This is a genomic window from Candidatus Methylomirabilota bacterium, assembly GCA_035315345.1.
Classification (GTDB): domain Bacteria; phylum Methylomirabilota; class Methylomirabilia; order Rokubacteriales; family CSP1-6; genus CAMLFJ01.
On record DATFYA010000132.1, the window covers coordinates 1 to 20334 of the forward strand.

Sequence of the window (20334 nt, forward strand, 5' to 3'; positions counted from 1 at the left end):
CGTGCTGTTCTACGACGCCGGCGTCGGCACCCACTGGTTCGACCGGCTGCTGGGCGGCGGGGTCGGGGCCGGGCTCTCCGACAACGTGCGCGATGCCTATCACTTCCTCGGGCACAACTTCGCGCCGGGCACCGACATCTATTTGTTCGGCTTCTCGCGCGGGGCCTACACCGCGCGCTCGCTCTGCGGCTTCATCAAGGCCGCGGGCTTGCTGGACAAGCCGAGCGTCAAGGCCGTGTGGCGGACCTACATGGACCGCTACGTGATGATCGATCACGCCTCGGCTCGCGTGGTGGCCCGTCCGTCCGGCTGGGACCTCGATCGGATCCGGGGCTGGCTGGTCAGCACCGCGGGCGACGCGGTGGGCCGGCTCGGCACTGACGTGGACCGCCTGCCCACCCACGGCGCCGTCACGATCAAGTTCCTCGGCGTCTACGACACGGTGGGCGCGCTCGGGGTGCCGATCCCGGCGGTCGCGCGGGTGAACGAGCCGATCGTGGGCTTCCACGACACCCTGCTCGGCGACACGGTGGAGAACGCGGTGCAGGCTCTCGCGGTGGACGAAAAGCGCGGGCCCTACGTACCCGCGGTCTGGACCCAGGCGGCCAACGCGGCGGCCATCGCGGGGCAGAGCGTGCTGCAGGTGTGGTTCCCGGGCGTGCACTCCGACATCGGCGGGGGGTACCACGACAAGGGCGTCGGCGACATCACCTGGGACTTCATGATGCGCCAGGCCGCCGACCGGGGCCTGGTGATCGACCCGCGGCGCCCCACGCCGGACCTGACGCTCCAGGCGCTGCCCGCGCAGCACGATTCGTTCGATCGGGCCTGGAAGGACCTCAGCGCGAAGTGGAAGCTCATCCCCGAGGGGGTGCGGGCGATCGGGCCGACGGTGACCGGACCCGGGGGCGAGTCGCTGCGGGTCGCTCCGAAGGTGCTGCTGCATCCGAGCCTGGTGCACCGCATCGGGAAGCGCTGCGCGACGATCCTCGACGAGAAGGACAACCGCCGTCAGGATGGCGACTACGTGCCCGCGAACGTGAAGGCCGACACGTTGCCCGTCTTCGGCTGATCCGCCGGCCTCGCCGGCCGCCCACGGGGAGGTCAGCATGTTTGGGTCGCAAGTGCTCGAGGTCGCGATCGGTCTGGTGCTGATGTACCTGCTGCTGAGCCTCATCGCCTCGTCGATCCGCGAGGCCATCGAGTCGCAGCTGAAGTCGCGCGCCGGGGATCTGGAGGCCGGCATCCGCGAGCTGCTCCAGGATCCGGGCGGAGCCGGGCTCACGAAGGCGCTCTACGAGCACCCGCTCGTCTTCGGCCTGTTCAAGGGCGCGTACGACCCGTCGACGAGCCGCCGGAACCTGCCCTCCTACATTCCCTCCGGGAGCTTCGCGGTCGCCCTGCTGGACATCGTGGCCCGCGGGCCGAGCGGCACCGGCGCGCCCGCCGGGGCCGCGCCCCTCTCGATCGACTCGCTGCGTGCCGCGGTCGGCCGGCTCCCGAACGCGCCGGTGCAGCGCGCGCTGCTGACCGCGATCGATACCGCGCACGGCGATCTCCGACGCGCGCAGGCCAACGTCGAGACGTGGTTCGACAGCTCGATGGAGCGGGTGTCCGGCTGGTACAAGCGCCGCACCCAGATGATCATCTTCGCGGTGGGGCTGGCCCTGACCGCCGCGGTGAACGCGGATACGCTGACCGTGGTCGAGTCGCTGGTGCAGGACGACTCGCTCCGCAAGGCGATCGTGGCCGAGGCCGAGACGGCGGCCCGCGACGGCAGCCGGATCGGAGCCGACGTGAAGGCCCTGCGCGCCGAGCTCCACGACCTGGGTTTCCCGGTGGGGTGGGCGCGCTCGCTGCCCGCCTGGACCGACGAGTGCGGCCTCGCCTGCGTCGGCGACGCGGTGCTGCGTCAGGCGCCGTATCACGTTCCGGGCTGGCTGCTGACCGCCTTCGCGATCTCCCTGGGCGCCCCGTTCTGGTTCGACGTGCTCAAGCGGGTGATGGTGATCCGGTCGACGGTGAAGCCGAAGGAGAAGGCCCCCGAGGACATTCTCCGCGAGCCGGCGGCGGCGCCGCTCCCGACCGTGCCCGCTCCCGCGCCGGTCCCGCCGATCCACGCGCACGAGTGGGCCCACGGCGACCCCAAGCAGGGCGTGATATGAGCGCGGGCACGGCCGACGCGGCACCGACGGTGAGCCGCGACCTTGCCCTGCTCGCCCCGGTCTTCCGGGTCGCGGTGGAGCGCGCCATCGCCGACTGTCAGGCGCGCGGGCTGGACGCCTACGTGTACGAGGCGTACCGCTCGCCGGAGCTGCAGGCGCTCTACTACGCGCGCGGCCGCACCGTCGTGCCCCCCATCAAGCCGGTGACCAACGCGCCCACCAACCTGCAGAGCTGGCACGGGTACGGGCTGGCGGTCGACGTGATCTCGAAGTCGAAGGCCTGGGACCAGCCCGAGGAGTGGTTCGCCCGGGTCGCCGAGTCGTTCACCAAGTTCGGGTGCCGCTGGGGCGGGGAGTGGAAGCAGCGCGACTTGCCGCACTTCCAGTGGGGCCGCTGCCAGCCGAGCCCGTCGGACACCGCGCGGGTGCTCATCGCGGCCGGCGGGCTGCCCGCGGTCTGGGACGCGGCGGGCGCGGTGATGGTGGCGTGAGGCCGGTGCGCCCCGGGCGAGGTGGCCGACGCTCGGCGAGCGATGGTACCGTTGGGGGGCACTCACCCTGATCGACCAGGAGATCCGCTCATGCCCCGTCTGAACTTCGGCGCCTTCCTCGCCCCCCACCATCCGATCGGCGAGCATCCCATGCTGCAGTTCCGCCGGGACCTCGACCTCGTCCAGCACCTGGACACGCTGGGGTACGAGGAGTTCTGGTGCGGGGAGCACCATTCCAGCGGCTGGGAGATGATCGCCTCGCCCGAGATGTTCCTGGCCGCGGCGGGCGAGCGGACCAAGCGCATCAAGCTCGCCACCGGCGTCGTCTCGCTGCCCTATCACCACCCGTACAACGTCGCCCAGCGCATGGTCCAGCTGGACCACATGACCGGCGGTCGCGCCATCTTCGGCTCCGGTCCGGGCGCCCTCGCCTCCGACGCGCACACCCTCGCGATCGACCCGATGCTCCTCCGCGACCGCCAGGACGAGGCCATCGGCGCCATCCGTCGGCTGTTCCGCGGCGAGCGCGTCACCATGAAGTCGGACTGGTTCACGCTGCAGGACGCCAAGCTGCAGCTGCTGCCCCTGCAGGAGGAGATGCCGTGCGCGGTCGCCTCGCAGATCAGCCCCTCGGGCATGACGCTCGCCGGCAAGCACGGGATCGGCATCATCTCGATCGGATCGCTCTCCGAGGAGGGCCTCAACGCGCTGCCCACCCAGTGGGGCTTCGCGGAAGACGCGGCGGCCAAGCACGGCCAGACCGTCGACCGCAAGAACTGGCGCGTGCTGCTGAGCTGGCACGTGGCGGAGACGCGCGAGAAGGCGCGGGCCGAGGCTCGCGACGGCCTGCTCCGCCACCACAACGAGTACATCACCGCGACGCTGCAGCGGCCGGGGGCGCGTCCGTTCACCGACCCCGACGAGGCGGTGGACAAGACCGCCTTCGCCCCCGGCGCGGTCGCTACCATCGGCACCCCGGACGATCTGGTGGAGCGGATCAAGTCGGTCCTCGAGCGCTCCGGGGGATTCGGCACCGTGGTTGGATTCGTGCACGACTGGGCCAACCCGGAGAACACGATGCGCAGCTGGGACATGGTGGCGCGCTACGTGGTGCCGGAGATCAACGGCTACCTCACCGGTCTGCGCACCTCGCGCGAGTTCGTCGCGAACAACCGCGAGTACTTCAACCGAGCCCGCGACGCGGTGATGGCCAAGATCACCGAGAACGAGGCGGCGGCCGCCGCGCTGAAGGTCACCAAGTCGCCGCTCCTGGCCGCCTCGGCCAGCAACGTGCCGGATCTCGACGAGGCCCGCGAGCGGCTCACCTCGCGCTGAGCGGGCGCGCAATCTCGATCTGACCGCCGGCGGTCGTCGACGATGGTGGCCGCGCCGCCATCGCGGGCTGCCGCTCGGGAAGGGAGGCGGCATGCTCGACGCTGACCTGCTCATCGCGTCGCTCGCGGAGATCCTGCCCGACCTGCCCGCCCTCGTGGGCTCCGAATGGCCCGCGTGCGAAGCCGCGCTCCGAGATTCCCGTTTTCTACGCGACCGACCGCGCGCCGGCCGCCGAGCCTTGACAGCCGCCCTTTTTCACCGGCGATCGCGCGAACCCGGCCGCGCTCAGCTTCGGGATCGTCAAGGTCAGCGTCCCGGACGATCACCGCAAGGGGACGCTCGACAAGCCGCGGTGGTGGAAGCTGCAGTTTCGCCAGGATCCCGAGAAGTTCGTGCTGGCCCTCGGGGCGGTCTCGCTCGAGCGGGCCGAGTTCGTGGCCCGGGTCCGCGAGCTGGTGAGCACCGGGGTCCTGCCCGAGGCGCTCGTCTTCGTCCACGGCTACAACGTCGGTTTCGTGGACGCGGCCCGGCGGGCCGCGCAGATCGCCTACGATCTGCAGTTCGAAGGGCTCCCGATGCTGTACAGCAGATGTATCGCCAGGCCGCGAGCTTCGCGCACAAGATCTTCCGGGGCGCGAAGCCCGTCGATCTGCCGGTGGAGGAGCCCACCAAGGTGGAGCTGGTGATCAATCTGCGGACCGCGCGGGCGCTCGGCCTGACCGTGCCGCAGTCGGTCCTGTTCCGCGCCGACCAGGTCGTCGAGTAGGCGCGGGCGCCGCTCAGCGGCTCCGCTCCAGGAATTCCACGATCCGCCGCCGGTGCAGGTCCACCACCTTCTGCGCGGCCTGGCTCATCAGGGCCGCGTTGCAGGGGGAGACCTGGAAGCGGGTGGGGATCTGGCTCACCGCCTCCTTGATCGCCTTGGCGGTGACGTCGGCGGTGAAGGCGCTCCGACACTCCTCCGGGAGATCCGTGAAGACGCCCCAGTCCGGCTCGGTGTGACGCAGCACCTCGACCCGCAGGTTGGCGAAGTCGGGCAGCACGATGCCCTCGGTGCGCAGGGCGTCCCACAGCATGAGCTGATAGGCGTTGGCGCGCTCTTCCATGATGCCGACGATGCGCGAGGGATCGTTGCGGAACACCTGGAACCCGCGCCGGTTGCCGTCGAGGAACGCCTGATTGGCGTCGAACGGGAACGCGGCGTCGATGACGATGATCAGGCCCCGCTTCGGCGAATCACGCGGGATCTTCTTGAGGAAGAAGGTGGCCAGCGACTCGGTGCCCAGGTTGTCGAACAGGCCGCCGTCGCCCACGTGCTCGTAGGGTGGCCGCCCGTCGATCGCGTAGGTGACCGGCCCCACCGCGGGCGGAAACGACGCGGAGGACACCATGGCCAGGGAGATCGGGAGCTCGCGGTGGTCGGCGCCCAGCTGCTCGAAGGTCAGGGGAAGGAACTGGGTGCGCGCTTGCTCCAGGTTGGCGCGGATGATCGCCTTGCCCTCGGCGGTCACCCGGTCCGATCGGCGGATCAGGTCCTCGAGCAGTCCGGCCACGAAGTCATAGTCGAAGTCGGCGGCGGGCAGGGTGGTGAGGGCGAACCGGCGGCCCGAGTTGTACGAGGTCCCGTTGAAGATGATCCGCGGGCTGTCGCCGGCCCGCTCGCGCTCGTAGAGCTGGCTGAACGTCATTCCGTGCAGGAAGCGCTCGTCCCACACCTCGGCGAAGGAATACGCCGCCTTCGTCGGATTGAACGCGCGGAAGAGCAGCAGCTGACGCCAGACCGCGGCCGCCTCGAAGTTGTCCTGCATCGCGGCCCGGTACTCCCGGAAGAATCGCTCGTACGTGGGCGACAATCGCCCCTGGCTGCCCAGCATCGGCTCGGCGCGCCCCGGCTTGCGGGCCGCGAAGTAGCCGGTGGCGAGGCTGCCGCCGGAGACGCTCGAGATGTACTGCACGCGCTCCAGCACGCTGCGCTGGCCGCCGGCGTCCTTCACCGGGATGCGGGCGAGCCCTTCCAGGACGGCGGCCGCGAAGGTGGCGGCGCGACTGCCGCCGCCCGAGATCGCGAGCCCGACGAGCAGGTCGGGCGAGGCCTCGGGCACGGGGGCGAAGGCGGGCTTCACGGTCAGCGGGGGCAGGTCTTGCACCTGGGCGAAGCAGCCGCCGAGCAGCATGGCCAGCGCCACGAGCCACCGCGGGCGACGTCGCCGAGACATCCGATCGGTCATGTCACGCTCCTTGGCGTGCGAGGACGTGCGCTACGGCGCCGGGGGACCGCTCGCCGACTCGAGACCGGGACCACCCACGCGAGCAGCGCGCAGGGCGGCGCGGAGCGCCACGAGCGACTGCTGGAGATCCGAGAGCCTCCCGGGTCGGGATGGGGTGGACACGTGATCCGGGACCAGGCGCGTCAGGTTCCCCGGCGTGTCGTCGAGAAGCCGCGGAGCGGGCAGGAAGCTCGCGTCGCTCAGCACGTTTGCCGCCGCGTCCCGTCGCGTGAGGAACCCGGTCAGACCGAAGAGGGTCTTCACGGTGGCGAGCAGGGAAGTGTGATCGTAGACCTGATGATCCACCCACCCCTTGCGCACCCACGGCGAGATCAACACCGCGGGCACCCGCACGCCCAGCCGGTCGAAGCGGAACTTCTCGCTCGTGGCCGAGGCCGCGTCGGGGGGGATCGCCGCCGGCGGGGGCACGTGATCGAAGTAGCCCCCGTGCTCGTCGTAGAGCAGCACCAGGAGTGACTTGCGCCACACCGCCTCGGTGCCGCGCAGCGTGTCGTAGACCTGGGCGATCAGGCGCTCGCCGTCGAGCAGATGATGGGGCGGATGCTGATCCGCCGCGGGATTGCCCGGCGCGTCCATGTAGGGGGGCTCCAGGAACGCGTAGCTGGGGAGTCGGTCCGCGGCCACGTCAGCGGCGAACATCTCGAGGCGGCGGAAGTTGGAATCCGCGTACCGGTGCAGCGAGCTGATCCCGAAAGCCTGGGCGTGATCGCCGAAGTATACCGTCCACGTGTGTCCGGCCGCCATCAGGTTCTCGAAGATCGTCCGCATCCGGAACCGCTTGCCCAGAAAGCCGGCCAGCTGCTGCAGGTCGGTCGGGCTCTCCACGTAGCCGTTGGAGGTCGCGGCGTGAACGAAGAAGCGATTCGGCCACGTGGGGCCGGGCACCGAGGAGAACCAGCGGTCGCAGACCACGAAGTGTCGCGCGAGGGTCGAGATGACGGGGGCCAGGCCCGGGTCGAGACCGGCGAGGGCCGTCGCCGCGCGGTCGGGCCCGATCGGCCGGTCGTCGTCATCGGTCTGGCGCGCGTAGTTGGCGAGGAACCCGTCCATGGTGGGGATGGGCGGATCGGGCACGTGCTCGCGCCCGAAGACCTGCATCGCGATGTCCTCGAACTGATGCCCGGGATTCGGATCCGTGACGTGGAGCGCCGGCGCGGTGCCCCGCCCCAGGCGGATCATCCGGCCCGGCTCGCCGACCGTCACCGGCAGCGTCTCGTCACCGGTCAGGCCGTCGAGGCGCTGGGCCGCATCGTCCAGCCGCACGAAGCCGAGCAATCGATCGAACGATTGGTTCTCCAGCATCAGCACGACGACGTGCCGGATCGCCGGCGGGATCGCCATGCGCTACGCCTCGAGCCGGGCGAGCGTGGCCTCGTCGAGCGCCCCGGTGGCGGGCAGGCCGGCCTGCGTCTGGAAGCTTCGCAGCGCGGCGCGCGTGAGGTTGCCCAGCTCGCCGTCGATCGGGCCGGGGTCGAGTCCGTGGAACAGCAGGCGCATCTGGGCGTTGCGGAGCCGCAGGTCCGGCAGCCCGTTGGCCACGAGGTCGTCGTGCTCGTGGCGCAGCTTCTCGTCGTAGTGGTTCTTCGCGAAGTCGGCGCCGTTGTATCCCTTCGCGAAGGCGGACCAGTCCTCGCGCTGGAGCGCCCGGTGCAGGCCCTTGCCCACGATGAAGCTGGCGACCGCCCGCAGCTGCTCGTCCTCGTCGGCGACCATGGCCTTCACCATGGTCTCGACGTCGGGATAGCCGAGCGACTCGGCGTGGAAGCCCATGACCTGCCCGATACCCCACGACGTGCTCCGCAGGGCAGCACGGCGGTCCAGCGTGATGGCCCGCATCAGCCGATCGTACTGCGGGGCGCCCCCGGGCCCGTAGCCGCCCGCCCGGGCGCTGCTGAGATCGGGCGCCTGCTGGCTGAACGCGCCGCTGGTCTGCTTGTGGAACCAGTGCCGCTCGAACAGGATCTGCGGCCGTCGGTCGGACAGGAATCCCCAGCCGCGGGTCTCCACGCGGAGGATGGTCCAGATGCGCGCCGGGTCCACTCCGAGCCGCTCTGCCGCCGCCTCGATCCCGCCGCTCGATAGCGCCTTGCCCGAACCCGCGAATTCCATGTCGGCTCCTTCCCCTCCGCGCGCGCTCGCCGGCGCGCGGACGCCTTCGTCTCCAGCGCGCCGGCCCGCGCCCCGGATGCGGTTCTCCTGCGAAAATCGATCACCGCCGCGCGCCAGTCAACCGTCTTCTGCCCTTATTGCGTCGTGGGCACACCAAGTCGCTTGACCGTTTCGGGCCGGCGGGCCATTCTGGCTCTCGGCCGACGGATGTCGGCGCCCGAGATCTCTCGTCGATCACCGACCCGCAGGACGACAGGAGGTGCCACGGTGAGCACGCCCAACGCGCTGACCGCTCTCATCCACGATCGACTGGGCCAGGTCCTGAAGGACGTGTTCGCCAAGACGGCCAACGGGAATCCGGTCGAGATCTTCAAGATCGCCCTGTCGCCGGGGGACACGCTCGTCGCGCAGCTCGAGGCTCCCGGTGACGGGCCGCCCCGGGTCACCCTGGGCTTCCTGCTCGACATCGTGAGCAGCGCGGTGCCGACGGTGCCCGACGGGCCCGGGCCCGGCGAGCTGCTCGGCAAGATCCGCACCGCGCTGCGCGGTCGGCTGGCCTTCTTCAAGCAGATGGATCTCGAGGACGAGATCGCCAGCCTCGTCGCCGCCGCGGATACCGCGAGCATCCGCAAGGCCGGCGATGCGCTCTTCGCGCGGATCGACGCGGTGTCGGTGAAGCCGGGACGGACCGACGTGTTCGCGAGCGTGGGCGAGTGGACCAGGCTGCAGCCGTTCATCGGCGGCGACATGGGGACCGTTCTCCCGTTCGCCACCCTCGTCAACGCCGCGCAGGGCAGCGGGCTGGCCAACGTCATCGAGATCCCGCGGAGCGTCGAGCGGGGCCTGCTGGACTATTTCTTCAAGCCGGCCGGCTACCGAACCGTCGACGGGGCGAGCGTCGTGGCCCCGGTGCATCTGTCGGACATCGGGAGCGCGCTGTCGAAGGTGACGCTCGCAGGCGGCGTGGAGGCCGCGGCGGCCGCGGGAGTCCAGCAGGTCAAGGGCCTCTTCTCCAAGCCGACCGCCGAGCACTACATCCGTGACATCATTCGCGTCATCGTCGAGAGCGCGTACGACAGCGGTCGCGACCTGAACGAGCGTTTCCGCGGCGTGACCGACTCGCTGCGGGCACGGAAGACCCAGGAAGCGGAGAAGGCGGCGATCGCGACCAAGTTCCTCTCCTGGTTCCGGGGCTTCGCGGCCATGACGGAGTCGGCGGCGATGCGCGGCGTCGAGATCGGCACGCAGGGAGTGTCGCAGTTCCAGACCAATCCGCTGATCGGGGCGGCTGCCGGCTCGTTCGCGGGAACGGTGGCCCGCAAGCTGGCCCAGGACTCGTTCCTGACCGTGCTCGGGCGGGAGCTCGGCTAGGTCTCGCCGTCATGGACGACGAGACGTTCGTCCGCTTCACCGCGGACCACGTTCCCCGCGAGGATCTGCGGCGTCTGATGACTCGCTCGAACGGGCCCGCCATCGGGCGCGCGGTCTGGCACTTCGGCGCGCTCGCGGTGACCGGAGCCCTGCTCTGGAGGCTCCGCGGCAGCCTGTGGGCCCTGCCCGTGCTCGTCGCGCACGCCTACGTGCTGGTGTTCGCGTTCTGCGCGCTCCACGAGTGCGCGCACCGGACCGCCTTCCGGACCCGCTGGCTGAACGCGCTCGTCGGTCACCTCGCCGGATTCCTCACGTTCTGGCCGTACCGGAACTATCGCGTCTACCACTGGGAGCACCACCGGCACACGCAGGATGCGTCGCGGGATCCCGAGCTGTACTTTCCGAAGCCGGCCTCGCCGGTCGCCTATGTGCTCGTGCTCACCGGGATCCCGAACGCGATCCGTCGGGTCGGCGACATCCTGCGCCTCGCCGCCGGTATCGCCGACCGGCCATGGATGGCCCCGTCGGAGCGCGGCCCGCTCGTGATCGAGGCGCACCTCTACCTGCTCGGGTATGCGCTGGCGGCCGCCGCATCGGTGATGTCCGGCACTGCCGTCGCTCTGCTGGTCTGGATCGCCCCGTGGATTCTTGGCCAGGCGTTCCTCCGTCCGTATCTCCTCGCCGAGCACACCGGCTGCGGCGCCGCCCGGGATTGCCTGGAGAACACGCGGACCACGCTCAGCGTGACCCTCGTCCGCCTCTTCGCCTGGAACATGCCGTACCACGCCGAGCATCATGCCTACCCGGCGATCCCGTTCCACGCGCTCCCGCGGCTGCACGCGATCCTCCGATGCCGCATCGAGCATGTGGAGCCGGGGTATGTGGCGGCCACGGTCACCGTCAACCGCTACCTGTTCCGACAGCCCGCGCCCGCTTCCGGGCGCGCGAAGTCGGCCGACTAGGGACCCTGCGGCTCGGCAGACCTGGGCCGCGCCGTCGTGCTTTCCGTCGGCTTTCGTGGCTGGCATTCTGCGGCACCCTCGGTGACAATCCCGCGCGAGCCCGTTCGGGAAGCTGTCCTGTAACTATTCGGATTCATGGGGCTCATTTCGTGGCGCGCGGTTTGCTGCCTGTCACAAGCCGTGATGACCCCGAGCGTGGTGACCCTGCAGGAGGTTCTGAGACACCACCGGACGCTGTCCCGGCGCGGTCGGGAGTTCTACGAGAGCCTCCTCGAGCACGGTGATGTGCTGGCGGTGCGGGTCGACTATCTGCCGGGCGCGATGCTGTGGCTGGTGACGACTCCCAAGCAGGCCCAGCTCATGCGCAAGGCGCGCGAAGGGCGTCCGGCCTCCGACGTGTGCGTGATGAGCCTGACCGAGGCGCAGGACCTGTTCGCCACGACCGGGGATCCGCATCCGACTACGCTGTACGAGGTGGCCGGCTGGCTGCTGGCCCCGGCTCCCGAGGAGATCGCGCCCGCTCCCGAGGAAGAGCAAGAGCCCGAAGACCCGTCGTCCCTGTAGTCCCCCGCTTCGCCTCCTCCGGTTCCACTCGCTCCCGTAGCATTCCCAGGACGCCACCAGCACGCCCGCCGTTTCCACGGCGTTCCGACATCCGGCGAGCTGGGCGGCTTGGGCCTCTCGAGCGGTCGGGGCCCTAGGTCACTCCCGGCTCGAGCAGGGTGAGGGTCCCCGCGTCGGCGTCCAGCTCGGCCAGGCAGCCCACCGGCACGGTGGCCTGATCGTCGACGTGGCCGATCATCAGGCCGCTCACCGCGGGAATTCCGAGGGCCCGGAAGCGCTCGGCCAGGATCTCCTCCAGCGGGCGGTTCTGCAGGAAGAACGGCGAGGGGTCGCACTGGGTGAACTTACCGAAGGCGACGCCCGCGACACCGGCGAGCGCACCGGACAGCCAGAGCTGGGTGAGCATCCGGTCGATGCGGTAGTACGCCTCCTCGACGTCCTCCAGGAATAGGATGCCGCCCCGCAGGTCGGGCAGATAGGGCGTGCCGACCAGGTGCGACATCAGGCACAGGTTGCCGCCGAGCAGCCGTCCGCGGGCTCGACCCGGCACGAGCGTGGTCACGCGGTTGTCCCAGTCAACCTGCCCCTCGCGCTTCTCGAAGGGCGGCGGCGCGGCGAGCCGGATCGGCGCCTCCGGCGCCCACAGCGCTGACCGCAGCGCGTCCACCGTGTAGGACGTGAAGGACCGGAAGGCGACGGGGCCGTGGAAGGTGACCAGCCCGGCGTGTCGCTGGATGGCCATGTGCAGCGCGGTGATGTCGCTGTAGCCGATCAGCGCCTTGGGCGCTCGCTGCATGAGCGTGAAATCGAGCGCGGGCAGCAGGCGCGAGGCGCCGTAGCCGCCGCGCACGCACCAGATGGCGTCCACCGACTCGTCCGCGAACATCGCGTTGAGATCGGCGGCCCGTCCCGCGTCGGTCCCGGCCAGATAGCCGTCGCGATCCGAGACGTGCGCGCCCGGCTTCACCCGGAAGCCGAGCGACTCGATGGTCTCGGTGGCGAATCGGATGCGCTCGGGCTCGTTGGGGGCCGACGACGGAGCGACCAGGCCGATGGTCTGGCCCGCGGCGAGACGGCGCGGCCGGAGCAGGGGCATGGCCGCATCTTACCGTGCCTTGACTTTGTCCGGGGAGCGCGGCTAGGCTCGGCCCCCACGCCCATGAGTCACACGAAGCGCACCGCCATCCGGGCCGGTCACGTCCTGGCCTTCGACGGCCGGGGCCATCGGCTCCTGCGGGACGGGATCGTGGTGCTCGAGGGCGACCACATTCTCGCGGTGGGGTCGCGCTTCGAGGGCACGGTCGACGAGACGGTGGACGCGCGCGACCGTATCGTGACGCCGGGCCTGATCTCTACTCACGCCCACATCGGCGGCTCGCCGCTCGACCGCTCGTTCATCGAGGATCGCGGCAGCCCGCAGTTCTGGTACTCGGGCCTGTTCGAGATGCTGCCGGTGCGGAGCGAAGGGCAGGACGAGGAGGGCGGCCGCGCCTGCGTGGACTTCTCCATGGCCGAATTGCTCCGCGGCGGCGTCACCACCGTGATGGAGATCGGCGCGCTCGGGGAGTACGTGGTCGAGCGCGCCGCTCACTACGGTCTCCGCGTGTACGTGGGCCAGGCGTTCCGCTCGGGCCGATGGCTCACGCGCGACGGCAAGCGCGTGGAGTGGGAGTGGAACGAGGAGCAGGGCCGCCAGGGACTCCGCCGCGCGGTGGAGTTCCACGCCCGGCACGACGGCGCCCACGGGGGGCTCGTGCGCTGCTTCTTCTCGCCCGCGCAGATCGACACCTGCACGCCCGCGCTACTCCAGGAGGCCTGGCGTCACGCCGAGGAGGCCGGGGCGCCCTACCAGGTGCACACCGCCCAGTCGGTGGTCGAGTTCAACGAGATGGTGGCCCGCCACGGCAAGACGCCGATCGCGTGGATGCGCGACCTGGGTGTCCTCGGCCCTCGGACCATCCTCGGGCACGCCATCATCGTCGGCGGCTCCTCGTGGACGAACTATCCGGCGGGTGACGTGACCATCATGGCCGAGGCCGGCTGCTCGGTGGCCCACGCGGTCTGGGTGTTCGCGCGCCGGGGGGTGCTGATGGAGTCCTTCGCCCGCTATCGCGCCGCCGGCGTCAACATGTCGCTCGGCACGGATACGAACCCGCAGAGCGTGATCGAGGCGATGCGCTGGGCCGCGGTGTGCTCGAAGATCGTGGAGCGCAACACCGAGGCCACCACCGCCGCGCACGTGTTCGACGCGGCCACGCTCGGAGGGGCCCGCGCCCTCGGCCGCGACGACCTGGGGCGCATCGCCCCCGGGACCAAGGCCGACCTCGTGCTCTGGAAGGGCGCCTCGTGGCGCATGACGCCGCTGCGCGATCCGATCAAGAACCTCGTCTACAACGCCACCGACGAGGACGTGGACCGGGTGTACGTCAACGGACGCATGGTCGTGGACGGCGGCCGCGTGCTGGCGGCCGACGAGCGCGCGATCCTGTCCGCCCTGCAGGCCGCCGGCGACCGCATGTGGCCGCGCATGGCGAAGTCGGACCGTGCCGGGCGGGGCGCGGATCAGCTCTCGCCGCAGACCTACCCGGACTGGAGCGCCTGAGCTTCGGTCGAGACGGCGAAGGTCCGGGACCGGCCCCGCCTAGTTGCGCTGCTTCAACAGCCAGTCGACCGCGTCCGAGCCGTCCGCTATTCCGCCGCCCTCGGGGCCCCGCCGGGGCTCGGATGACCGCAACGTCGTCGGGATCGCGGCCGCGGATGGCGGCGACGGCTCGAGTGGGCGAGCCGTCTCGTGCGCGGAGCCGCCGCTGCGCGCTGCGGTGGCCGGGGTTCGGCTTCGCTCCGGCTCCGCCGCCGGGGTGCGCGCGGGCTCGGGCTTCGCGGCGGCCCGGACCTCACGCGCCGGTGACGACCCGTTCGGCTTCTCGGTCGGGGCGGCGGGCGGCTTGCTGGGGGCGGCAGTCCCGGCCGCCGGTTCGACCGGCCTGTCGACGATGGCGGGCCGCTCCTCGGCCTCGCTCCTGGCCGTGGCGGGCCCGCGCTCGGTGACGGCCGGCCCGGTCGGACCTTTGGGTCGCGGCTGGCTCCCGGTGACTCGCCGGGCGCCCTCATCGACCAGCAGCTCGACGGTGCGAGCCATGCGGCGGCCCTCGAACACGTCGTAGGCGACCTTCACCTGGCCGCCCGGCCGGATGTCCTCGAACCAGCCTTCCTTGGAGCCCACCGTCACGCGCGTGTTGCGGGTAACGAGTAAGGGGACGATCCCGCCGCCGAAGGGACCGGAATTGACGTAGATCGTGCTGGACTCGACCTTGGACACCCAGCCCACCGTCTCGCCGTCGGGCTCAGCGCGGCGAGGCACGGGGGCGTAGTCGGCCGGGTCCAACGGCCACACGTACACGACCGCGGCCAGGAGCGCGAGGCCCCCGGCGGCGATCCACAGCGTCAGGGCGCGCTTATTCGTCGAGAAGCCCTTTGATGGCATTGAATACCGGGTTCTCGTTCGGATTGGCCTTGGCCGGCGCGGCCGCGGTGCCCGGAACGGAGGTGCCCACGTACTTCCGCACGCAGTCGTACTGCTCCCAGCCCTTGAGCGGATAGTTCAGGTCGACCGCCTTCCACTTGGCGTGGCCGTTCTGGGTGAGCCAGCTCATCTGCCGCGATATGGTCTGGGCGAAGCGGCCGACGTTGTCGCAATCCTTCCGGCGGAAGTCGAAGGAGACGAGCACCGCCTTGACCGCCACGCTGTTGACCGGCGTCTTCTGCCACGGATAGACGTCGCCCGGGATGTCGGCGCGCGGATAGAACTCGGTGATGCTCTTGTTGGTGATCGGGATCAGCTCCAGGCCGTCCTGCTCCGTGACGTCCTCCTTCAAGAGCTTCACCGGGTAGCCCGCGACGTAGAACATCGCGTCGATGCGCCCGGCTTTCAGCTCGGCCAGGGCCTCGCCGGTGTCGATGGGCACCATCTCGCTCGGGGCCACCTCGGAGAGCTTGAACAGGAGCCGCGCGGTGAGGTAGGTGCCGCTGCCGTCGCGGCCGACCGCCACGCGCCTGCCGGTGAGATCGTCGAAGTCGCGAATGCCGCGACGGGCGAGGAGGTGGACCTCCTCGTTGTAGAGCGGGAACACCATGCGGGTCTTCTTGGCGATGCGGCTCAGGACCGGATCGGACTGCACGCGGGCCACGAAGGCCAGCACGTCGGACTGCACGATACCGAGCTGGACGCCCGGCCGCTGATAGACCGCGAACACGTTCTCGATGGAGCCCTTCGATGTGTGCACCGTGAGATTCACGCCGGTGGGCTTCATCAACCGCTGCAGGTCGAGCCCGAACTGGTAGTAGGTGCCCTTGTCGCTCCCGGTGATGATCCCCATGTCTTCCGCGGCCGGGCACAGGCTCGCCGCGATCAGCAACATCAGGATGGCCGCCGAGCAGTGGATGATGAATTTCTTCACGGTCTTCTCCTTTGGGGGACCTTTACCCCGGTCCGGGTGGTCGCAAGGCACATACCAGCCACGACAGTTGAGCGAAACCGGTGGGTTGAGCCCAGGCATGCGAGAACTGCAGGGTGAGGATTTCAACACTACTGGATAATGTGTTACCCAACATAGCCGCTACCCCGTCACCTTCCGGCCGCGACTCCGACATCATCGCCGCCCGCCCGCGCGCTGGGCCCGAAAGCGCGAGGGCGCCCACCATGACACACGGCCACCGACCAGTCAACGTCCTAGCGCGGCGCGTCATGAGTTGCGCCGGCGGGGCCGGGACGGTAGAGTCCCGCTCTCGGAGGATCCCTTCATGCCAGAGCGCCCGCTGCCGACCGAACAGGAAGTCCGCGCATTGATCCGCGATCGCCGCAACTGGGGTCGATGGGGGAAGGACGATCAAATCGGCGCCCTCAACCTGATCACGCCGGCCCGCCGGGCGGCGGCCGCTCGACTCGTGCGCACGGGCCGGAGCGTGTCGCTGAGCCGCCCCTTCCCGAAGGAGCCCGGCCCGAACAATGCGCTGCCGGCGCATCACTACATGCGGACCCTCCCGCGCGGCACGGGCGGCTTCGCGGCCGACTACTACGGCATCTTCTATCACGGCATTGCCTCGACGCACATCGACGCGCTCTGCCACACCTGGGACGACGAGGCGATGTGGAACGGGCGGGATCCGAAGAAGGAGATCACGTTCGATGGGGCGACCTTCGGCTCGGTGGAGCACTGGGCCGAGGGCATCATCACGCGCGGCGTATTGCTCGACGTGCCCCGGCATCGCGGCGTCCCTTCCGTCACCTGGGACCGTCCGGTTCACGGCTGGGAGCTGGAGGACATCGTGCGCGCGCGGGGCATCGCGCTGGAGCCGGGCGATGCGGTCTGCGTGTATTCCGGTCGCGAGGCGTGGCAGGCCGCCAACGGCGACCGCCCGTACGGGCGGCCCTTCGGGCCGGGCCCTACGGAGCGGCCGGGACTTCACGTCTCGTGCCTCGAGTTCCTGCGGGACCACGACGTCAGCGTGCTGGTGTGGGACATGCTGGACCACCTGCCGGTGGGTTACGACGTGCCCTGGGCAGTGCACGCCGCGCTGTTCGCCTACGGCGTCGCGCTGGTGGACAACGCGCTGCTCGAGCCCCTGAGTCACGTCGCCACCGAGGAGCAGCGGGACGACTTCATGCTGGTGGTGGCCCCCCTCGTGGTGGTCGGCGGCACCGGCTCGCCCGCCAATCCGCTCGCGGTGTTCTGACCGAGGCGCCGCTCACTCGACGCGGTACTTGCGCTCGGCCCCGGGCGCCAGGCTCATGCCGTGCCCGGGGCGATTCGGAACGAGGAAGTCTCCCTTGTCCATCACGGGCAGCTCGGCGAACAGATCCTCCGGCACCCAGTCGATCCACTCGACCAGGAAGCCGTTGCTGATGGCCCCCGAGACCTGCAGCGACAGCTCGTGCACCACGTGGGGCGAGACCGCCACCTGGTGGGCGGCGGCGAGGCGCGCGATCTTGAGGGTCTCGCTGAAGCCGTTGGCCCGGCAGATGTCGGGCATCAGATAGCGGGCGGCGCGGCGATCGATGAGATCGCGGAACTCGAAGCGCGTGTAGTTGTTCTCGCCGGTCGCGACCGGAATGTTGATGCCGCGCGCGACCTCCGCGCACGCGGCCAGGTCGTCGGCCAGCACCGGCTCCTCGTACCACACGAGATCGAGGTCCTCGAGCAGGCGTGCCTGCCGCAGGTTGCCCAGCACGTCGAGCTTCTGATTGACGTCGACCATCATGCGCACGCCGTCGCCGACCGCCTGCTTCACCGCGGCCACCCGCTCGCGATTCACCCGCGGATCCGGGTCGTGGATCTTCATCTTGTAGTAGCGGCAGCCGCGCGCGACGTAGGACTGCGCTTCCCCGATCAGGTCGGCCAGCGCGTAGCTCGGCCAGCCGCCGCTGCCGTACGCGGGGACGCGATCCGTCACCGCGCCCCAGAGCTTGTACAGCGGCAGCCCCGCCGCCTTGCCCACGATGTCCCAGAGCGCGATGTCGAGTGCGCTGAGCGCGTAGGCCGCGATGCCCTGGCGCTTGATGCCGCGATCCGCGCGATACATCCGTTCCCACAGGCGCTCGACCATCACCGGATCCTGACCGGTGAGCAGCGGCGCGAGCCGCGTGCGGAGATAGGCCTGGATCGACTCCACGCCGCCGCCCCCGAAGGCCAGCGTGTAACCGAAGCCGGTGACGCCCTCGTCGGTGTGGACGTGGGCCACCACGAGGCTGTGGTACGGGAAATCGAGGGCGATGGGCTTGCGGGTGGGGATCTTGAGGATGGCGGTGTCGATCGTGGTGATCTTCATGGCGGCATCCTAGGGTCCGCCGGCCGCGGACGCAATGGCTGGGTAGTTGGCTGCCCTGAATAGAACCATGATCACCACACGCACCGCGCGAATTTCCACGCAATTCATGCCGGCGCATCTGAGGCGACGACAACTATTTAATTCTGCTAGTGAATTTTCACGTCAAGCAATGGCATGGGCTTCGCTCTGCAAGGTGAGCCATGTCGTCATCCTCGGACGCCGCCAGTTTGCCCGCCGGTCGCGGCTGGAAGTTCGTGATCGGGGTGCTGATCCTCCTGCTGATCCTGCTGCCGCTCTACCTGTGGCCGCTGCGCGGTGGGCTCGGCGCGCTTCCGTGGGCGGCGACGCTCACGGCGGGCCCCCAGAAGGATCTGCGAGACCCGGCGGCGTTGGCCGGCATTCCGAGCGAAGTCTGGGAGGCGCTGCTAAATGAGGTGTCCGGCACCGCCCATGGCTCTGCCGGCTCGCACGAAGGACTGGCTCCGCAGAATCTGACGATGATCACGCCCGAGGCCGGAAACATCCCAGGCATTCCTGAGCCGGGCTCTGCCGATTCGCTGTCCGGATTGCTGAGCGCCGACGAGCCACCGTCGGGCCTGCTCACCAGCGGAATCGGGCCGACCGATGGCAAATCGGGTGATCCAGATCCGTCTCCGTCATCGACTGCGGGGTCGTCGACCGCCGGACCATTCGACTCCTGGCCACTCGCCGGCGGCGGCCAGGGTAACGCCGGCCCGTGGCCGAGCGGAGGTGGCGGAGGCGTCGGCAGCCGGCATCATGGTCTCCCCACCGCGCTGGGAGGTCTTCCGTTCGGTGGAGAAGCGCCGGATCTTGCTTCACCCGTGGTGCTCGTGCTCAGCCCCGGCGATCCCGTCGCGCCGCATCCGGCGCCAGAGCCGGGCACGGTCGCGCTCGTCGGGCTGAACCTGCTGTTGCTCGGGACCGTCGTGTGGAACCATCGACGTTATAAGGAAGCGCGTCCTCGAATCAGGTGACAAGATTTGGACCATCCCCCACCAGCTTTTGGCGTCGGTCATCCCTCGATGTTTTATAAGAACCTGCCAATGTTGCAGTCTCCCGGTGGCACGAGCGTTGCGTGGTCCGCTTGCGTGGAACGCAAATCCTTCGAGGAGTGCAAACCTGTGAATGTTCTAGTGCTTGACGAGACCATGGAGCTCTCGGCTCCAGTCCGTGGGCTAGCGAGTCTGAACGGCTGGCAGCCGCACTTCATCGGGTCGTTGCACGAGATGGAGCTGGCGGTGCAGGCGCATGGGCGGCCGGCGTTGACGGTGGTGAACCTGCAGGCGCCGCTGACGGCGTGGGAAGTGGGGCAGCGGCTGCGGGGGCTGGGGCTGGGGCCGGACAGTCCGGTGGTGGTGCTGGGGGACGAGGGGGCCGCGGGGGCGGGGCCGGCGCTGCCGGGCGTGCAGTGGGTGGAGCGGCCGGGGGGCGAGACGGAGCTGGTGGCGGCGCTGGAGCGGGTGGTGCGCCGGTTGGGGCTGGGGCCGCGGGGGGCGAGTCGGGGGCCGGGGGCGCACGGGCTGGTGGGGCAGTCGGGGGCGCTGGGCGAGGTGCTGGCGAAGATCGAGAAGGTGGCGCCGGGCGACGCGAACGTGTGCATATGGGGGGAGTCGGGGACGGGCAAGGAGCTGATCGCGCGGGCGATTCACGCGCAGAGTGCGCGGTGGGAGCGGCCGCTGGTGACGCTGGACTGCACGGCGATTCCGGAGGGGCTGATGGAGAGCCACCTGTTTGGGCACGTGCGGGGGAGCTTCACGGGGGCGGTGGAGCATCGGACGGGGTTTTTCGCGCTGGCGCACACGGGGACGCTGTTCATCGACGAGATCAGTGAGCTGAGCCTGCCGTTGCAGGCGAAGCTGCTGCGGGTGATTCAGACGCGGGAGTTCGTGAAGGTGGGGGGGAGCAAGCCGACGCGGACGGACATCCGGCTGATCACGGCGTCGAACAAGGATTTGCGGCGGGCGGTGCGGGAGGGGCAGTTTCGGGAGGATTTGTACTATCGGATCGCGGTGGTGATGCTGGAGGTGCCGCCGCTGCGGGCGCGGCGGGGGGACATTGCGGTGTTGGTGGAGCATTTTCTGCGGAAGTTTGCGGCGGCGCACCACAAGCGGGTGCCACGGCTGACGGCGGGGGCGCTGGAGCTGCTGGTGGGGGCGGAGTGGCCGGGCAACGTGCGGCAGCTGGAGAACTGCATCGAGCAAGC

Annotated in this window: 19 protein-coding genes; 12 read left to right on the forward strand and 7 right to left on the reverse strand. The window is 70.0% G+C overall.

What is annotated here, in order from left to right:
* The 5 genes from VKN16_18010 to VKN16_18030 form a co-directional block, all read left to right on the forward strand.
* Positions 1 to 1072, forward strand: a 1072-nt coding sequence (locus VKN16_18010) for a DUF2235 domain-containing protein (protein HME96105.1), incomplete at its 5' end; no start/stop codon positions are given.
* A 37-nt stretch (positions 1073 to 1109) separates the two neighbouring features.
* Positions 1110 to 2165 (forward strand): hypothetical protein, encoded by a 1056-nt coding sequence (locus VKN16_18015; GenBank protein HME96106.1) that lies wholly within the window; start codon positions 1110 to 1112, stop codon positions 2163 to 2165.
* A complete protein-coding gene (locus tag VKN16_18020) occupies positions 2162 to 2656 on the forward strand; it encodes a M15 family metallopeptidase (protein HME96107.1) in 495 nt (164 codons plus the stop codon). Before VKN16_18015 ends, VKN16_18020 begins: the two co-directional genes overlap by 4 nt.
* A 90-nt stretch (positions 2657 to 2746) precedes the next feature.
* Positions 2747 to 3991, forward strand: a complete 1245-nt coding sequence (locus VKN16_18025; protein ID HME96108.1) for an LLM class flavin-dependent oxidoreductase — start codon at positions 2747 to 2749, stop codon at positions 3989 to 3991.
* A gap of 589 nt (positions 3992 to 4580) precedes the next feature.
* A complete protein-coding gene (locus tag VKN16_18030; protein HME96109.1) occupies positions 4581 to 4757 on the forward strand; it encodes an ABC transporter substrate binding protein in 177 nt (58 codons plus the stop codon).
* Positions 4758 to 4770: 13 nt separating this feature from the next.
* On the opposite strand, the gene VKN16_18035 is transcribed toward VKN16_18030, so the two are convergent.
* Genes VKN16_18035 through VKN16_18045 form a run of 3 tightly spaced genes read right to left on the reverse strand, consistent with a single transcriptional unit; the run spans position 4771 to position 8388 of the window.
* Positions 4771 to 6219 carry a patatin-like phospholipase family protein gene (locus VKN16_18035; GenBank protein HME96110.1) on the reverse strand — a complete coding sequence of 483 codons (1449 nt, stop codon included), beginning with the start codon at positions 6217 to 6219 and terminating at the stop codon, positions 4771 to 4773.
* A 30-nt stretch (positions 6220 to 6249) separates the two neighbouring features.
* Complete coding sequence (locus VKN16_18040) at positions 6250 to 7620, reverse strand: alkaline phosphatase family protein (protein ID HME96111.1); 1371 nt, start codon at positions 7618 to 7620, stop codon at positions 6250 to 6252.
* 3 nt (positions 7621 to 7623) lie between these two features.
* Positions 7624 to 8388, reverse strand: a complete 765-nt coding sequence (locus tag VKN16_18045; protein HME96112.1) for an N-acetylmuramidase domain-containing protein — start codon at positions 8386 to 8388, stop codon at positions 7624 to 7626.
* A 267-nt stretch (positions 8389 to 8655) separates the two neighbouring features.
* On the opposite strand from VKN16_18045, the gene VKN16_18050 reads away from it, so the two are divergent.
* The 3 genes from VKN16_18050 to VKN16_18060 all read left to right on the forward strand — a co-directional run bounded on the left by VKN16_18050 (position 8656) and on the right by VKN16_18060 (position 11285).
* Positions 8656 to 9759: a hypothetical protein gene (locus VKN16_18050; protein ID HME96113.1), complete on the forward strand. Its 1104-nt coding sequence runs from the start codon at positions 8656 to 8658 to the stop codon at positions 9757 to 9759.
* Between the two features lie 11 nt (positions 9760 to 9770).
* Entirely contained in the window at positions 9771 to 10721 is a 951-nt protein-coding gene (locus VKN16_18055) for a fatty acid desaturase (protein HME96114.1), read from the forward strand.
* A gap of 183 nt (positions 10722 to 10904) precedes the next feature.
* On the forward strand, positions 10905 to 11285 hold the full coding sequence (locus VKN16_18060) for a hypothetical protein (GenBank protein HME96115.1): 381 nt from the start codon (positions 10905 to 10907) through the stop codon (positions 11283 to 11285).
* A 133-nt stretch (positions 11286 to 11418) separates the two neighbouring features.
* On the opposite strand, the gene VKN16_18065 is transcribed toward VKN16_18060, so the two are convergent.
* Positions 11419 to 12381, reverse strand: a complete 963-nt coding sequence (locus VKN16_18065; GenBank protein ID HME96116.1) for an LD-carboxypeptidase — start codon at positions 12379 to 12381, stop codon at positions 11419 to 11421.
* Positions 12382 to 12444: 63 nt separating this feature from the next.
* On the opposite strand from VKN16_18065, the gene VKN16_18070 reads away from it, so the two are divergent.
* Positions 12445 to 13887 (forward strand): chlorohydrolase family protein, encoded by a 1443-nt coding sequence (locus tag VKN16_18070; GenBank protein HME96117.1) that lies wholly within the window; start codon positions 12445 to 12447, stop codon positions 13885 to 13887.
* 39 nt (positions 13888 to 13926) lie between these two features.
* On the opposite strand, the gene VKN16_18075 is transcribed toward VKN16_18070, so the two are convergent.
* Positions 13927 to 14769, reverse strand: a complete 843-nt coding sequence (locus tag VKN16_18075; protein ID HME96118.1) for a hypothetical protein — start codon at positions 14767 to 14769, stop codon at positions 13927 to 13929.
* Complete coding sequence (locus tag VKN16_18080; protein ID HME96119.1) at positions 14741 to 15742, reverse strand: TAXI family TRAP transporter solute-binding subunit; 1002 nt, start codon at positions 15740 to 15742, stop codon at positions 14741 to 14743. Before VKN16_18080 ends, VKN16_18075 begins: the two co-directional genes overlap by 29 nt.
* A gap of 343 nt (positions 15743 to 16085) precedes the next feature.
* Between VKN16_18080 and VKN16_18085 the strand changes: the two genes are divergently transcribed.
* Positions 16086 to 17018, forward strand: coding sequence for a cyclase family protein (locus VKN16_18085; GenBank protein HME96120.1), 933 nt, complete (start codon positions 16086 to 16088; stop codon positions 17016 to 17018).
* 12 nt (positions 17019 to 17030) lie between these two features.
* Here VKN16_18085 and VKN16_18090 read toward each other — a convergent pair whose 3' ends face one another.
* Positions 17031 to 18110, reverse strand: a complete 1080-nt coding sequence (locus VKN16_18090; protein HME96121.1) for a mandelate racemase/muconate lactonizing enzyme family protein — start codon at positions 18108 to 18110, stop codon at positions 17031 to 17033.
* Between the two features lie 200 nt (positions 18111 to 18310).
* On the opposite strand from VKN16_18090, the gene VKN16_18095 reads away from it, so the two are divergent.
* Positions 18311 to 19105, forward strand: a complete 795-nt coding sequence (locus VKN16_18095; GenBank protein ID HME96122.1) for a hypothetical protein — start codon at positions 18311 to 18313, stop codon at positions 19103 to 19105.
* A gap of 159 nt (positions 19106 to 19264) precedes the next feature.
* On the forward strand, positions 19265 to 20334 hold a 1070-nt coding region (locus VKN16_18100), incomplete at its 3' end, for a sigma-54 dependent transcriptional regulator (protein ID HME96123.1).

Coding starts and splice junctions, on each gene's coding strand:
- VKN16_18090 (HME96121.1), bottom strand. CDS start 18,110: ATGAAGATCACCACGATCGACACCGCCATCCTCAAGATCCCCACCCGC.
- VKN16_18085 (HME96120.1), top strand. CDS start 16,086: ATGCCAGAGCGCCCGCTGCCGACCGAACAGGAAGTCCGCGCATTGATC.
- VKN16_18045 (HME96112.1), bottom strand. CDS start 8,388: ATGGAATTCGCGGGTTCGGGCAAGGCGCTATCGAGCGGCGGGATCGAG.
- VKN16_18055 (HME96114.1), top strand. CDS start 9,771: ATGGACGACGAGACGTTCGTCCGCTTCACCGCGGACCACGTTCCCCGC.
- VKN16_18095 (HME96122.1), top strand. CDS start 18,311: ATGTCGTCATCCTCGGACGCCGCCAGTTTGCCCGCCGGTCGCGGCTGG.
- VKN16_18030 (HME96109.1), top strand. CDS start 4,581: ATGTATCGCCAGGCCGCGAGCTTCGCGCACAAGATCTTCCGGGGCGCG.
- VKN16_18015 (HME96106.1), top strand. CDS start 1,110: ATGTTTGGGTCGCAAGTGCTCGAGGTCGCGATCGGTCTGGTGCTGATG.
- VKN16_18020 (HME96107.1), top strand. CDS start 2,162: ATGAGCGCGGGCACGGCCGACGCGGCACCGACGGTGAGCCGCGACCTT.
- VKN16_18070 (HME96117.1), top strand. CDS start 12,445: ATGAGTCACACGAAGCGCACCGCCATCCGGGCCGGTCACGTCCTGGCC.
- VKN16_18075 (HME96118.1), bottom strand. CDS start 14,769: ATGCCATCAAAGGGCTTCTCGACGAATAAGCGCGCCCTGACGCTGTGG.
- VKN16_18025 (HME96108.1), top strand. CDS start 2,747: ATGCCCCGTCTGAACTTCGGCGCCTTCCTCGCCCCCCACCATCCGATC.
- VKN16_18065 (HME96116.1), bottom strand. CDS start 12,381: ATGCCCCTGCTCCGGCCGCGCCGTCTCGCCGCGGGCCAGACCATCGGC.
- VKN16_18040 (HME96111.1), bottom strand. CDS start 7,620: ATGGCGATCCCGCCGGCGATCCGGCACGTCGTCGTGCTGATGCTGGAG.
- VKN16_18060 (HME96115.1), top strand. CDS start 10,905: ATGACCCCGAGCGTGGTGACCCTGCAGGAGGTTCTGAGACACCACCGG.
- VKN16_18035 (HME96110.1), bottom strand. CDS start 6,219: ATGACCGATCGGATGTCTCGGCGACGTCGCCCGCGGTGGCTCGTGGCG.